Origin of the sequence: Tenacibaculum mesophilum (assembly GCF_003867075.1) — a bacterium.
Taxonomy (GTDB): domain Bacteria; phylum Bacteroidota; class Bacteroidia; order Flavobacteriales; family Flavobacteriaceae; genus Polaribacter; species Polaribacter mesophilus.
In genome coordinates this window covers 1,337,501-1,351,318 of sequence record NZ_CP032544.1, presented here as the reverse complement: position 1 = coordinate 1,351,318, position 13,818 = coordinate 1,337,501, and the positions used below count along the sequence as shown (strand labels likewise).

Below are 13,818 nucleotides of genomic sequence, written 5' to 3'. Positions count from 1 at the left end.
TTTTTTCCAATTATCATTTGAGAATAATAAACCGAAATAGAAATTACCATACTTGGCACTATAAATAACAGTAGGTCATATAAAATTATTTCAAAACCATATTTAAAAGAGCTTATTAAAATTATGACCGCTAATAATATATTTATTGTAATAAAAAGTAATAAATGTTTTAAGTAATTTTTTATTAAAAGTATTGAAAGTGGTGCAAGCCACCAAAACACAAAAAAATAGAAATAGTAACTATAATTTACGTAACTACTGATTTCGGTAAATTTTTTTATGTGATTACTAACTATTCCTTCGATTAAAGGAAAAACAAACTGTCCAACTAAAAACAGTATTAGAAAATTAGACAAACAAGATAAAAAATAAAATTTTCGCATTCTATATATAAAAGTATGTATGATTGCTATTATTTAGTTCTCTTTTTCCTGAAAGTGTTAATGCCCCATCACATTCTATACTTCCCATATAAGATCTACCCCTACCTCTGCCTGCGCCGATAGAGCAAAACCCATCATCAGCAACCCAATATTTTTGAATACTTGTAATAATTTCTACATGTCCTTTTCCAAAAACAACAATATCTCCAACTTTAACATCTTTATAATTTTTTCTTTTTCTTAAAGAAGATTTACCCATATAGATTTGTTCTGGGTCATAATAATGATTATTTGATGAAGTAAAGTTATTTAAACCGTATAAATAAATAGCATCACCAACAAAAACATTACAAAGCCAACGTTTTCCGTTTCCTAAATCACTCCAGAACACACTGTATAAGTTTATTTTCCATTTACTCATACAAGCTTCTCTTAATCTAGAAAAGTGAGATATATTGTCTAAGTTAATTCCTCTCCCTTCATATCCAAACCCAGCAAGAGTTGAAATTGTCATTCGTTGCTTCATACTAAGGTTATTCCATTTTCGTTTTCTCTCAGATGATTTTAATTTTTTCCAATCTATAAGACTTGGAAACATAGGTCTTCTTGTAGCTCCATCTAAATTTGGATTTGGAGAAAAAAACCAATTCTGTTTTCTTTCATGGTATTCCCAGTATGAATCCATTATTTCTTTATTTGTTCCTAATTGTCTTGCTATTTCTGCTAATCGCATCTTTTTCTCTTTATTTTTTAATTACAGCAAACGGTTTGAAGCTACGCTTTCGTGCCGACTCTCGAATATAACACTTTTCGGCATGAAGTGTAGGTTGTGTTAGCAGCATTCCTTTTCTAGTAGATTCCCCACATCTCGTACTTAAACCCTTTTCCTTTAAGCATTGATTGGCTATTTGGGTCAGTAATTTTTCTAATTGAATCTGCAACCGCATTTTTAGCGCGCTCATCCCATTTTTCACTACTGTCTTTTATTTCGTAATGTAAAGACCTTTCAAGTTGAGGTAATAGATGTTTAGCGAGTAATCCAAAATCACCAATGGCGATAGCTGCAGCCCCTCTAGGAACCCAAAATTTTTGTTCGTCCTGTAAAACATTCACTAGTGGTTCTAACGCTACAGGATCTTTTATCCTTGATAGTGCCTTACAAGCGCAAACACAAAGGTAGTTATGGTGATGTAGTTTTTCTAGTAAAGCAGGAACAGCTTCCTTAATGTTATATAGTCCTAGGATATTTATTGCATCCGATTGTATGCTTTCTTTTTCTTGTCGTTTATGGAAATTGCTTTCCGTTATTTCATAGTCAATGGTTACAAGTTCGATTAGGTGCTGGAATGATATTTTGGGATTCAACAACTTGTGCATGTGGGCAAGATAAATTAGAGAGCGGAATACAGGTCTTCTAATTTCTGTCGTTTCAATTTCAGCATTTAAAGCAGGGAGTGCATCTATACCAATTCCAGCAAGTGTAATAACGGCTGATGAAGCATGTTCTGTCCTCAGCGCTTCTATTAGATACGGAATAACTTGTTTACCTTGCTTTACTAATTCTGGATTAGGAATTTTCGATGGCCAATGAGGATGTCCGTCATCCTGTGTCATCTCGAGTATCCTGTAGAATTCTGTTCTATCCATCTATTGCTTGCTTTGAATACCAGTTATTTTATTATTGCTGCTAACGGTCTCGGCTATGAGTAGTTGCGTGGTTTAGTACATAACTTTGCAAGTACACACCAAGTTGGAAATTCCGCAGGAATTTCCAAAGTAGGCGAGAACAAGCAATTACTTATAGCCATTGTTGTAGCTAGTTTTTTTCAGTTTTTAAAATATCTCTCAAGCTTTTAGCTTTTCTTAAAACATCATCGTAAGTCATAATCGTAATGTTTCCATTAAATGCTTTGTTTCTTCTAATTAGACTTGCTTTTGTTTTTTCGGTTAAACTTGAACTTCTACCAATTATTACAAAACCTTTAGGGGATATTAGTCCTTCTAGTCCAATTCTGGCATAAGCATTATTTTTCTCAGTCCAATCTAGCCAATCAATAACTTGCTGTTCTGCGTGAACTAAATAACTAGACGGATTACCTTGTTTTGTAAAAATACTTAGGTTACTAGATTCAATTTCCATTAAGTCAATTAAGCCGTTGAATTTTTCTAATGCATAATCTACTTCAAATTCAGAGCCTAATTTATGTTTAGGGATAATTTTTGCATAGTCAAGTCCTAAAAGAATTGGATTTTCGGTAATACATTTTTGTAAACTATTCTCATTCCTTTTTGATGTATCCAAAAGTTTTTCTAGTTGTTCAATGGCTATTTCTAGCATTGTTAATGTGCGATGCGCATTGTTCAACTTTAAAAATTCATCTTTAACAACTTGTTTTAGCATTAGTAAATCGGTAGGTGACCAAAACTTTGTCAAATCAATTTTCGATAATTTGTCAACTTTAAAGTCGTCCATTTTCTTTGAATTTACGGGTCTGATTTTTACATCATTGCCATCTTCATCAGGTGCGGTAAATCCATTTTGAATCAATTTTCGATAGTAATTTGAAAGTTCAATTTCAACTTTGTCATTATTTGGATAAACAGGAACTTCAAGTGCTGTAGCTAAACCAAGAGTGTTTATAACCTCACGTTCAATATCGACATCATCGCCTTCGATTACACTATCCAAAAGATGATGATACGATAATTCCAATTCTTTCGTGTCAAGCATTGGACAGATATAATGAAAGACTGGAACTCCGTTTTTAATATCAAAGACCAATTCTCTAGTCATTTTCATTAAGTCATAATTTGAGTTAAAAGGATTTTTTTCTTCTGAAGTATTGCGACTATTCCTTTTTTCAAGAAATTCTTCGAAATCAGAATCAACGGGACTTTCAAATCCTAGAGGATGTTTTTCCTCTTTTTTCCATTTTGAAAGTCTATCTTTTTTCTTCATCCGTTAGTTTCTTCAAATTAGCTACAACTAGTTTATATACGTAATGAAATTACTGTTACATTCTCTTAACGGTAGTATAAACGGAACTTTTAGCAATTTTTATACGTTTTCAAATATATTAAAATCAATAGGTTACTTAAAATAAAGTTATTAACGAGTTATTGTTGTTTGTTAATTAATTATATAACTCCAACGAACTTACTACAAGATGGGCACAAATTCTTACGGAATATCATAAGCTCAATTATTTAGGGAATAAAAGATGTTTTACGGAGTAGCAACGGTGCTATGTATCGCTATTGACACACTTTATTGAATAGTCTCCCAACGAAACCATCAGCGCGTCACGCTGAGCTTTCCTCAAGGCAACGAAACCATCAGCGCGTCACGCTGAGCTTTCCTCAAGGCAACGAAACCGTCAGCGCGTCACGTTGAGCTTTCCTCAAGACAACGAAACCATCAGCGCGTCACGCTGGTCTTTCCTCAAGGCAACGAAACCATCAGCGCGTCACGCTGGTCTTTCCTCAACACAACGAAACCATCAGCGCGTTACGCTGAGCTTTCCTCAAGGCAACGAAACCATCAGCGAGCTTCGTTGAGCTTTCCTCATCAATATGTAAGTACAATAAAGAGTGTAGAGAGCTTTATGATCGAATTATTGCTAGGGTAAAAGTGAAATCTGCTTTAATAGCAGTGTGTAATAAGTTACTAAAATAATAGTGAAAAGTGGTTTACATTATGATGCAAATTATAAAGTGCTTTGAGTTAAAAAAGTATAAAATACACTTGTTTTTACTTCAGTTCTTCCTAATAATACTATAGTAATATTTTTCTCACACTATTTTTTAAATTAATGACAATTTTTTAAGAACCCGAATCCGTTTTAATGATTTATGCTCAATACTAACGAAGTTATTGTGAATTAAATTAAAAATGAACTAAGTTTTTGTTTTTGAGTGTGTTGATGAGTTTTTTAATATGACAAAATGACCTTTTTTTGATGAAAAACAATAGGTGACTGTAAAAATAACAGTCGTATGTTAAAGAAAATTAAAAGTTAATAAAAGAAGTTGTCTCGTTTTTTATTTTGGCTCATTATTTGCAAAATAGGTGATTGAAATCACTTAAGGTTTCGTATTTGAAATAATGTTTAATTAAAATTTTGTAATTATGAGCAATTTAATTAATGTTCCTAAAAACGGAAGTTTAACAAGCACTAATTCAAACGTAAACTTCCCTAACTTGTCTAGTTGGCTAGATGATGTGTTTAATAGAGATCTTCCAGCTGTGTTTACATCAAACTTTAATACAGGAATTACTTTACCTAAAGTAAACATTAAAGAAACAGCAGATAGTTATATTGTAGAAATGGCTGTTCCTGGTTTAAGCAAATCTGATTTTCATATAAATATTGATAATCAAATATTATCTATTAGCACAGAAATAAAAGAAACAAATGAAGAAAAACAAGAAAACTATACTCGTAGAGAGTTTGGATATTCTTCGTTTAAAAGAACATTTACGCTACCAGAAAGCGTGAATGATGATAAGATTAATGCTAGCTACAAGGATGGTATCTTAAACATCTTTTTACCTAAAAAAGATGAAGCAAAACAAAAACCAGCAAGAACAATTAAAATTTCATAATGATTTTTTATCCTTAAAGGAGGTAAGGAGGCTGAATTATCAGCCTCCTTTATAAATATTTTCCTATTAATTTAATATACAATCATATGCCTAGAAAATTTAAATCAGGAGATTGGGTGAGATTAAAAGGTAGTAATAAAACTCCAAAGATGGAAGTGCTCAAATACATCCTAAAGAAGGATGCCTTATTAGGGGTGAATAATAATGATACTTATTTAGAGTGTGTTTGGTATAAAGAAGGTGAACGAAAATCAAAAATATTTCATCAAAACAATTTAGTGAAGTCACCAGAAACAGGAGGTTTATATAAGGTGTAGAAGTTTAATTAACCTTATTAAGTTTACGAATTGTTTAACAAAAAATTAAAAATGATGAGAAAGTATATGTTATGTATGGTCTTGGCTTTGTTAACTATTAGTTGCAATGGTCAAAAACACAGACAAAAAGAAAGTGTTGAGCGTATAGAAAAACAACCTAAAGGAAGTTGGAAAGTAGATAAAGAGTTTGATGAAAATGGAAACTTGATACGTTATGATAGTATTTATACCTGGTCACTTAACAACAATGAAACAAATCTTTCTTCTATAGACAGAGATAGTTTGTTAAAATCATTTAAATCTAAATTTTTTACAAACTTTTCAGAATTTCAAACGCAAGGATTTGAAGATGTCTTTTCTGAAGACTCTCTTTTTAGTAAACATTATTTTAGTAATGATTTTTTTAAAAGTAATTTTGGTAGAGAGTTTATGGAGATAGATAAAATAATGAAACAAATGGAAGATAGGCAGAAGAAGTTTTTAGAAAAATATCAGTCTGAATTTATAAACCCTAAATAAGCTAATTTAAATTAGCTAAAAGGATGCATTTTGCTTAGTAAAGGGAAAATAATTAGAGAAATATTTATAAAAAAAACTCGCTACAAAACTGTAGCGAGCCTTTATAATATCTATAAATTCAGTAATCTAAATTAAAGATTAAAACATTTCTCTACCAGAAAAGTGGAAAGCTCCTTCGATAGCTGCGTTTTCATCAGAATCAGAACCGTGTACTGCATTTTCTCCAATAGAAGTAGCATATAACTGACGGATAGTTCCTTCAGCAGCTTCAGCTGGGTTTGTAGCACCAATTAAAGTTCTAAAATCTTCAACAGCGTTGTCTTTTTCTAAGATAGCAGCGATGATTGGTCCGCGAGTCATAAACTCAACTAACTCACCAAAGAAAGGACGCTCGCTGTGTACCCCGTAAAAAGTCTCAGCATCACGCTTCGTCATTTGTGTTTTTTTCATAGCTACGATTCTGAAACCTGCAGCATTAATTTTTTCTAAAATTGCACCAGTATGTCCGTTTTCAACAGCATCTGGTTTAATCATTGTAAAAGTTCTATTTGTTGCCATTATTAAATGTAATAAATATCAGTATATGATAAATTTCTTAATTGTTGTTGATTATGCAAACTTTGCATAAATCGGCGCAAAAATACACTTTTTAATGTTATTAGCAAGTTAAGGGTATACTTGGTTGATTTCTTGTAAGATAGATTTGTTTTTACCACGCATTTGAAAGGTTACTTTTTTAGTTTTTAAATCTAAAAGCAACGTTCCATAGCTTAAAGAATTTACAACATTTCCTATTCTGAAGTTGTTTTCTTCTGAAGAAAATGAAGAATAAGCATGTGTTAACCCACTTGAAGTGAAATCTATAAGAGGATAAGCAAGTCCTTCAATAGTTGTTTTAGAAAACTCAGAAATATGTCTATCTCCAGAAAGAAGAATTACGTTGGTGTTTTTAGCTTTTTTAATTAAACTGAATAAATTAGCTACTTCATGAGGAAAGTTACCCCATTTTTCAAAACCATGTTCTTTTGATAAGATTTGAATACTGCTTACAATTATAGTAAAAGTAGCAGTAGAGTTTGTAAGTTCATTTGTAAGCCATTTCCATTGTGTATCGCCTAAAATAGTACCTTCGTTATATTTGTTAGGTTGAAAACGTTGTCCGTTAGTACCTCTAGTAAGTGAAGTTCTAAAATAGCGAGTATCTAAAACAATAATTTTAACACTACCATCTTTTGTGTTGAAAGTTTTAGAGTGGTAAACGCCTCGTTGTTTTCTTCTAGGAGAGTTTTTGGGAACATCTAAGAAATCTAAAAATAATTGTTGACTTTCGTCTTTCATTTCAAATTCTACACCTGCATCATTTTTACCATAATCATGATCATCCCATGTAGCAAGAATTGGAACTTTGGTAGTTAGTTCTTTATATCCTTTAACCTTTTTTTGACTTTTATACATACGTTTCATTTTACGCATGTTATTAGTATCTGCATAAATATTATCTCCACCCCAAATCCATACATCGGGTTGAAGTGATAGAATGTTTTCCCAAAAAGGATTGTTAAGTTTTTGGTTATTACAAGATCCAAAAGCAATGGAAAATGTATCTTGACTAAAAGATAGAAAAGGGATACTTAGCAAAAAGGTTAATAGGGTAATAAATTTAGTAGATTTCATTAAGTTTTAATTTTATAGCAAAGAAACAAAAAGCAATACATAAAAAGGTTAATATAGCATTAATTTGTATCTTCGCGACTTATGATTTTAAAGCATTTTACAGAATTAAAAGAGTTCTTATCTAAACCTAGGAATATTGTAATAATTGGGCATAGAAACCCAGATGGAGATGCAATTGGTTCAACATTAGGTTTAAAACATTATTTAGATAAAAAAGGACATACGGCACAAGTGTTAATGCCAAACGAATATCCTGATTTTTTGCATTGGGTTCCTGGGTCAAAAACTGTTAAGCGTTTTGATCGTCAAAACAACCAATCTGTCAAAGCTTTAGCGAAGTCTAACATTGTTTTCTTACTAGACTTTAATGCGTTACATAGAGTAGGAAGTGATATGCAAAACACTTTAGAGCAATACGAAAACGATTTTGCTTTAATAGATCACCATCAACAACCAGACGATTTCATGTATATGTATTCAGATACTTCCATGTCTTCAACTTGTCAAATGGTATACAACTTTATTGAAATGATGGGAGATGTAGAGTTAATAGATAAAAATATAGCAACTTGCTTATATACGGGTATTATGACCGATACAGGTTCTTTCCGTTTTAGATCTACAACAAGTACCACTCATAGAATTATAGCAAATTTAATAGATAAAGGAGCTGAAAATGATAAGATTCACAGTAATGTACACGATGCAAACTCTTACAATAGATTATTGTTGTTAGGGCAAGCACTTAGTAATATGAAAGTTTTACCAGAATATAAAACAGCATTTATAACACTTACTGAGGAAGAAAAGAGAAAATTTAATTACGAAAAAGGAGATACTGAAGGGGTAGTAAACTATGCATTATCTTTGAAAGGAATTGTATTTGCTGCCATTTTTATTGAAGATGAAGAACAAGGAATTGTGAAAATATCTTTTCGTTCAAAAGGAAAATTCTCTGTAAACCAGTTTGCACGTAATTATTTTAATGGAGGAGGACATGATAATGCAGCTGGAGGTAGAAGTGATGATAGCTTGGAAAATACGATAGCAAGATTTAAGTCGTTATTACCTACATACCAACAAGAGTTAGAAAAATCGTATGAAGCATAAAATAATACTTTTTGTTTTTACAGCTATACTTATAGTGTCTTGTAAAGAGCCGCAAGCAAGAAGACCAAAGCAACACGGTACAACAAATTTTTATAAAGAAGTTCTTAAAGAGAATAAGAAACTAAACGCTTTAGAAAAAAAACGTTTAGAAGAATGGGTGGCTAAAGATACTCTTAAAGAATATAAAACTTCACCTAACGGTTTTTGGTATACATATATTACTAAAGATACATTAAACTCAAGTTCTCCGAAGTTTGAAGATTTAGTTATGTTGTCTTACAATATAGTAAGTCTGAATGGAGATGTTCTTTATGAAACAAAGGAGAGAAGTTACAAAGTAGATAAAGAAGATTTTATTCCTGCATTACAAGATGGAATAAAGTTGATGAAAAAAGGAGAAACTATTACATTTGTCATTCCATCATACAGAGCTTTTGGAGTTACTGGAGATGGAAATAAAATAGCTGTAAATCAGCCAATACAAAGTACAGTAACATTAATCGATATAAAATCAAAAATAGAAGAATGAAATTAACCAACATTTTAGCAGCTACAGTTGTAGGTTTATCAATTGTTTCATGCAGTAACGGTCAGTTTAAACAAAAAAGTTCATTAGCAACAGAAGTAGACTCTGTAAGCTACGCTTTAGGCTTAGATATGGCTAATAAAATAAAAATGAATTTTGATGATATGGATCAGGATTTATTTGTGCAAGGTTTTAAAAATGGTATGGATTCTACAAACCTATTAGTAGAGTCAAAAGATATAAACAATATTTTAAGAGCATTTTTTCAAAAGAAGCAACAAGAAAAAATGAAACAAATGCAAGAAGAGCAAGCTAAAAAAGCAGAAGCTGAATTTGGAGATAACAAAAAAGCAGGAGAAGAGTTTTTAGCAATAAATAAAGCTAAAGAAGGAGTAAAAACTACAGAGAGTGGTTTACAGTATGTAGTTTTAAAAGAAGGAGAAGGCGAAGTTCCAACAGCAAACTCTAGAGTAAAAGTTCATTATCATGGAACTTTAATTGATGGAACTGTGTTTGATAGCTCAGTAGAAAGAGGTGAACCAACTGAATTTGGAGTAGGACAAGTGATTAAAGGATGGACAGAAGGTTTACAGTTAATGAAGCCAGGAGCAAAATATAAATTCTTTATTCCTCAAGAATTAGCCTATGGAGCACAACAAAGAGGGCAACATATTAAGCCTTTTTCAGCTTTAGTTTTTGAAGTAGAGTTATTAGAGATAAAATAAATAAAACTTAAATAGTTGATAATTAATTAGGTTAGCACTTGTTGTTAACCTAATTAATTGTTTATATGAGAAAATAAAAACGAAATAAATGAAATTATTTAAAATTGTATTTGTTGTATTGATAATGTTTGTATCATGTAAATCAGCGAAATACCCTAATTTAGAAAACGGGTTGTATGCAGATATCCAAACAAACAGAGGAGATATCTTAGTAAAGTTTTTTTATGATAAAGTTCCAATGACAGTAGCGAATTTTGTAGCCTTGAGTGAAGGAACACATCCTAAAATGATAGATTCGTTAAAAGGAACACCGTTTTATGATGGAACGAAGTTTCATAGGGTTATTAAAGATTTTATGATACAAGGAGGGGATAGAACAGGAACAGGTGCTGGTGATGCGGGTTATACATTTGCCGATGAATTCCCAATGGATGAAGAAGGAAAACTGTTGTATAAGCACGACGGACCAGGGGTGTTGTCTATGGCAAACTACTCAAGACCAGTTACCAATTCTAGTCAATTTTTTATTACACACAAAGCAACACCTTGGTTAGATGGTGGACATTCGGTTTTTGGTCGTGTTTTGCAAGGTCAGTCAGTAGTAGATACCATTCAGAAAAATGACTATATAAAACAGATAGAAATTTTAAGAATAGGAGAAGAGGCGGCTAAGTTTGATGCTCCAGTAGTTTTTGAAAATGAATTAGCAAACGTTGAAAAGAAAGAAGAAGAGAGAAAGAAAAAGCTAGAAGAGTTAAAACAAAAGTATCAAGAAGAACAAGGAATTAATGATGCAATTACAACTGATTCTGGTTTGAAAATTTTGTCATTACAAAAAGGAAGTGGAAAAAAAGTAAATCCAGCATTACCAACAACAGCGCATTATACGCTGTATTTAGCAGATGGAAGAAAAATAGATTCTAGTTTAGATAAAGGAGAAGCTTTTGTTTTTACTGTAGATGACGAAAACTTTCCATTAATAGCAGGTTGGAAAGAAGGAGTGAGAACAATGAGAGAAGGAGATAAAGTACGATTGTTTATACCTTCTTATCTAGGATATGGAGACCGTAGAGTAGGACCGATACCTCCAAAATCGGATTTAATTTTTGAAATAGAAGTATTAAAAGTAGGAAAGTAATCGTGATAGAAAATATTATACAAAAAGATAAAGAGCTTTTAATTTATCTTAATAGTTTAGGAAATGAGCAATGGGATAGTTTTTGGTTAATAATAACGAATCAGTTCTATTGGGCGCCATTGTTTGCTTTTCTGTTGTTTTTAGTGTTTAAACAGTTTGGGTGGAAAAAAGGATTATTTACAGTGGTTTTTATAGCTGTTTTAGTAACCTTTTCAGACCAATTCACAAATTTCATAAGAGGAGTTTTTGAGAGATTACGTCCTAATAATGACCCAGAAATAAAAGATGTTTTAAGAACGCTAATTAGGCCTCAAAGTTATAGTTTTGTTTCAGGTCACGCAACCACTTCTACAGTAGTTACAGTGTTTATAATTCTTCTTTTAAAGAAGTATGTAAGATATATAAAAATTCTAGTTCTTTTTCCTTTGATTTTTGCCTATAGCAGATTGTACTTAGGAGTACATTTTCCTACAGATATTTTGGTAGGTTTTGTTAATGGAGGTATCATAGGAAGCTTGGCTTATAAGCTATATACTTTTATAGATAGTAAGTTTAATTTTTAACTATTATTTTGTTATTCTAGTGTAAAATTTAGTGCTATTATGTACATTATTTAATAAACTGTCTAACCTTTATGTAGTATATAGGTGGGCAGTTTTTTCGTGTTGTTATAAATTTATATAATAGTTTCTCTTAGAATATATTATTTAGTTTTTCTTAAGGTGGATAACAAAAGGTGTTTTCCAATACTTAATTTTTAATAGTTCGGTAATGTCCTTGCTCACGCTTTCTACAAGTATCTCATAGGTAAATGAGATGTTCTCTCTAAATATGTTTTAAGTGTAATCTAAATAGCCTTAAACTTTAGGTCTATATATCATACTCGTGACATATTTGAGAAGAAGTAAGTTAACCTATTTAAACTTCTAAAGTTATTTATAATTTGAAACAAAGTGTACAGTCTTTTAGGTATGCTTTACATAGTTTGTTCTTGTTACACTTAATTTTTTGTGTAATGTTATTTTTAGGCGTGATAATTGTAAAATAAAAAAAGCTTACAAATTTGTAAGCTTTTTTTCTTTAATCCCCTAAAAAAAAATCCGAAGCTTTCGCTTCGGACTTGCGGAGAAAGAGGGATTCGAACCCCCGGTCCTGTTACAGACAACGGTTTTCAAGACCGCCGCATTCGACCACTCTGCCATTTCTCCTGAGTGCCTCATCAGATATATTTCCTGATTGCGGGTGCAAATATATGACCTTTTTTCAATTCTAAAAAAGTTTTTTGATACTTTTTTTAATAAAATTTAAGCTTTAAAAGTGTTGTGAAGCGTAATGCTTTTGCTATCAATAAGTTTGGTGTGAAATAAAATTTTAAAAAATTTAAATAAAAAAATAAACTGAATACATAATAGGATGAGGTAATGGATTAATCGATAATTATAAGAATGAAAATTATCGTTTTTAGTAAATAAATTCTACCTTCGTCTTATTAAATAGTAAGGTATGTTTAATTCATTCGGAAATATTTTAAAGTTAACTACATTTGGTGAATCTCATGGAATAGCGATTGGAGGTGTGATTGATGGATTCCCTGCAGGAGTAAAAGTTAATTTTGATGCTATTCAGCAAGAATTAGATCGTCGTAAGCCAGGGCAATCTAAAATAGTAACACAGCGTAAAGAACCAGATACAGTTGAGTTTTTGTCGGGTATTTTTGATGGAGTGACTACAGGAGCCTCAATAGGTTTTGCAATAAAGAATACAAATCAAAAAAGTAAAGATTATAACCATAATACAGATGTGTACCGTCCTTCACATGCCGATTACACGTATGATAAAAAATACGGAATTAGAGATCATAGAGGTGGTGGACGAACATCAGCAAGAGAAACAGCCAATTGGGTTGTGGCAGGAGCGCTAGCAAAGCAATTAATCAATCACATTAATATAAATGCATTTACATCATCAGTAGGAGACGTTTTTATGGTAAAGCCATATCAAGATTTAGACTTTTCTAAAATTGAAAGTAACATTGTCCGTTGTCCTGATGAAGTATCAGCAGAAAAGATGATTGCTAAAATTCATGAAATACGTAAAGCAGGTGATACTGTTGGAGGAACAATAACATGTGTAGCACAAAATGTACCTGTAGGTTTAGGAGAACCTATTTTTCATAAATTACATGCAGAGTTAGGAAAAGCCATGTTATCTATAAACGCTGTAAAAGGATTTGAGTTTGGAAGTGGTTTCTGTGGAGCAAAAATGCAAGGTTCTGAGCATAACGATATTTTTAATCCAGACGGAACAACACGAACTAACTTGTCAGGAGGAATTCAAGGAGGGATTTCTAACGGGATGGATATCTATTTTCGGGTAGCATTCAAACCCGTAGCAACAATAATGCAAAATCAAGCAACAACAAACTCAAAAGGAGAGGCTACTGAGATACACGGAAAAGGGAGACACGACCCTTGTGTAGTACCAAGAGCAGTACCTATTGTAGAGGCATTAACAGCTTTAGTACTCGCCGATTTTTGGTTAATGAATAAAACTAGAAGAATTTAAAATTAAAAACACCATTTTTTTAAAATGGTGTTTTTTGTTTATAACAATTTTACCTATTGTTAAATAAATCATTTTATTTTAAAGTAACTTTACAAAGTCACTTCGGATGATTTCGGTGCTCTATCGAAATTGTATCGAGAAGTTTATACGAACCTGTTCTCGATAAAGTCATTCTAAAGACAATTTTATAATATTTTATTTAGATATGATTATGGACTATATTAAAGGGCGTGGTGCACAACACAACACGCACAA

General features: G+C 31.7%; 15 protein-coding genes, 1 tRNA gene and 1 pseudogene (1 of these 17 running past the window's edge). 11 read left to right on the top strand and 6 right to left on the bottom strand.

The window, feature by feature from the left end; translation table 11 throughout:
* Window positions 1-384: 384 nt before the first annotated feature.
* From D6200_RS06190 to D6200_RS06180, 3 genes are all read right to left on the bottom strand, one after another.
* The gene (locus D6200_RS06190) at window positions 385-1,116 is read right to left on the bottom strand and encodes a hypothetical protein (protein WP_073184855.1); all 732 of its coding nucleotides are present in this window, start codon (window positions 1,114-1,116) and stop codon (window positions 385-387) included.
* Window positions 1,117-1,232: 116 nt separating this feature from the next.
* Complete coding sequence (locus tag D6200_RS06185; protein WP_073184857.1) at window positions 1,233-2,030, bottom strand: HEAT repeat domain-containing protein; 798 nt, start codon at window positions 2,028-2,030, stop codon at window positions 1,233-1,235.
* A gap of 169 nt (window positions 2,031-2,199) precedes the next feature.
* Window positions 2,200-3,342 carry a Shedu anti-phage system protein SduA domain-containing protein gene (locus D6200_RS06180; protein ID WP_073184859.1) on the bottom strand — a complete coding sequence of 381 codons (1,143 nt, stop codon included), beginning with the start codon at window positions 3,340-3,342 and terminating at the stop codon, window positions 2,200-2,202.
* A gap of 603 nt (window positions 3,343-3,945) precedes the next feature.
* Between D6200_RS06180 and D6200_RS15595 the strand changes: the two are divergent.
* From D6200_RS15595 to D6200_RS06160, 4 genes and pseudogenes are all read left to right on the top strand, one after another.
* Window positions 3,946-4,106: pseudogene (locus tag D6200_RS15595) on the top strand (IS110 family transposase); the annotation flags it as partial.
* Between the two features lie 406 nt (window positions 4,107-4,512).
* Window positions 4,513-4,989 carry an Hsp20/alpha crystallin family protein gene (locus tag D6200_RS06170; RefSeq protein ID WP_047790445.1) on the top strand — a complete coding sequence of 159 codons (477 nt, stop codon included), beginning with the start codon at window positions 4,513-4,515 and terminating at the stop codon, window positions 4,987-4,989.
* A gap of 86 nt (window positions 4,990-5,075) precedes the next feature.
* Window positions 5,076-5,306 carry a hypothetical protein gene (locus tag D6200_RS06165; RefSeq protein ID WP_047790444.1) on the top strand — a complete coding sequence of 77 codons (231 nt, stop codon included), beginning with the start codon at window positions 5,076-5,078 and terminating at the stop codon, window positions 5,304-5,306.
* A gap of 51 nt (window positions 5,307-5,357) precedes the next feature.
* Complete coding sequence (locus D6200_RS06160; RefSeq protein WP_231128427.1) at window positions 5,358-5,825, top strand: hypothetical protein; 468 nt, start codon at window positions 5,358-5,360, stop codon at window positions 5,823-5,825.
* Window positions 5,826-5,963: 138 nt separating this feature from the next.
* Here the strand turns inward: D6200_RS06160 and D6200_RS06155 are convergent, their stop codons facing one another.
* Both D6200_RS06155 and D6200_RS06150 read right to left on the bottom strand, forming a co-directional pair.
* A complete protein-coding gene (locus D6200_RS06155) occupies window positions 5,964-6,383 on the bottom strand; it encodes a nucleoside-diphosphate kinase (RefSeq protein ID WP_028892988.1) in 420 nt (139 codons plus the stop codon).
* A 108-nt stretch (window positions 6,384-6,491) separates the two neighbouring features.
* Complete coding sequence (locus D6200_RS06150) at window positions 6,492-7,499, bottom strand: alkaline phosphatase D family protein (protein WP_053056763.1); 1,008 nt, start codon at window positions 7,497-7,499, stop codon at window positions 6,492-6,494.
* A gap of 81 nt (window positions 7,500-7,580) precedes the next feature.
* Here D6200_RS06150 and D6200_RS06145 point away from each other — a divergent pair, with 81 nt between their 5' ends.
* The 5 genes from D6200_RS06145 (at window position 7,581) to D6200_RS06125 (ending at window position 11,561) form a co-directional block, all read left to right on the top strand.
* Complete coding sequence (locus D6200_RS06145) at window positions 7,581-8,609, top strand: DHH family phosphoesterase (RefSeq protein WP_047790443.1); 1,029 nt, start codon at window positions 7,581-7,583, stop codon at window positions 8,607-8,609.
* On the top strand, window positions 8,599-9,138 hold the full coding sequence (gldI, locus tag D6200_RS06140; RefSeq protein WP_047790442.1) for a gliding motility-associated peptidyl-prolyl isomerase GldI: 540 nt from the start codon (window positions 8,599-8,601) through the stop codon (window positions 9,136-9,138). Before D6200_RS06145 ends, gldI begins: the two co-directional genes overlap by 11 nt.
* Window positions 9,135-9,860 (top strand): FKBP-type peptidyl-prolyl cis-trans isomerase, encoded by a 726-nt coding sequence (locus tag D6200_RS06135; RefSeq protein ID WP_073184864.1) that lies wholly within the window; start codon window positions 9,135-9,137, stop codon window positions 9,858-9,860. Before gldI ends, D6200_RS06135 begins: the two co-directional genes overlap by 4 nt.
* Before the next feature lie 88 nt (window positions 9,861-9,948).
* Entirely contained in the window at window positions 9,949-10,998 is a 1,050-nt protein-coding gene (locus D6200_RS06130; RefSeq protein ID WP_073184866.1) for a peptidylprolyl isomerase, read from the top strand.
* Between the two features lie 2 nt (window positions 10,999-11,000).
* Window positions 11,001-11,561, top strand: coding sequence for a phosphatase PAP2 family protein (locus tag D6200_RS06125; protein ID WP_317039794.1), 561 nt, complete (start codon window positions 11,001-11,003; stop codon window positions 11,559-11,561).
* Window positions 11,562-12,121: 560 nt separating this feature from the next.
* Here the strand turns inward: D6200_RS06125 and D6200_RS06120 are convergent.
* A tRNA-Ser gene (locus tag D6200_RS06120) sits at window positions 12,122-12,206 on the bottom strand.
* 295 nt (window positions 12,207-12,501) lie between these two features.
* On the opposite strand from D6200_RS06120, the gene aroC reads away from it, so the two are divergent.
* Both aroC and D6200_RS06110 read left to right on the top strand, forming a co-directional pair.
* The gene (aroC, locus tag D6200_RS06115; protein ID WP_047790439.1) at window positions 12,502-13,563 is read left to right on the top strand and encodes a chorismate synthase; all 1,062 of its coding nucleotides are present in this window, start codon (window positions 12,502-12,504) and stop codon (window positions 13,561-13,563) included.
* A 211-nt stretch (window positions 13,564-13,774) separates the two neighbouring features.
* A protein-coding gene (locus tag D6200_RS06110) for a PA0069 family radical SAM protein (RefSeq protein ID WP_083574849.1) crosses the window boundary here: on the top strand, window positions 13,775-13,818 show its 5' portion. Its footprint extends 1,021 nt past the window's final position; only the first 44 of its 1,065 coding nucleotides appear in the window; its start codon is at window positions 13,775-13,777; its stop codon lies beyond the right edge, outside the window.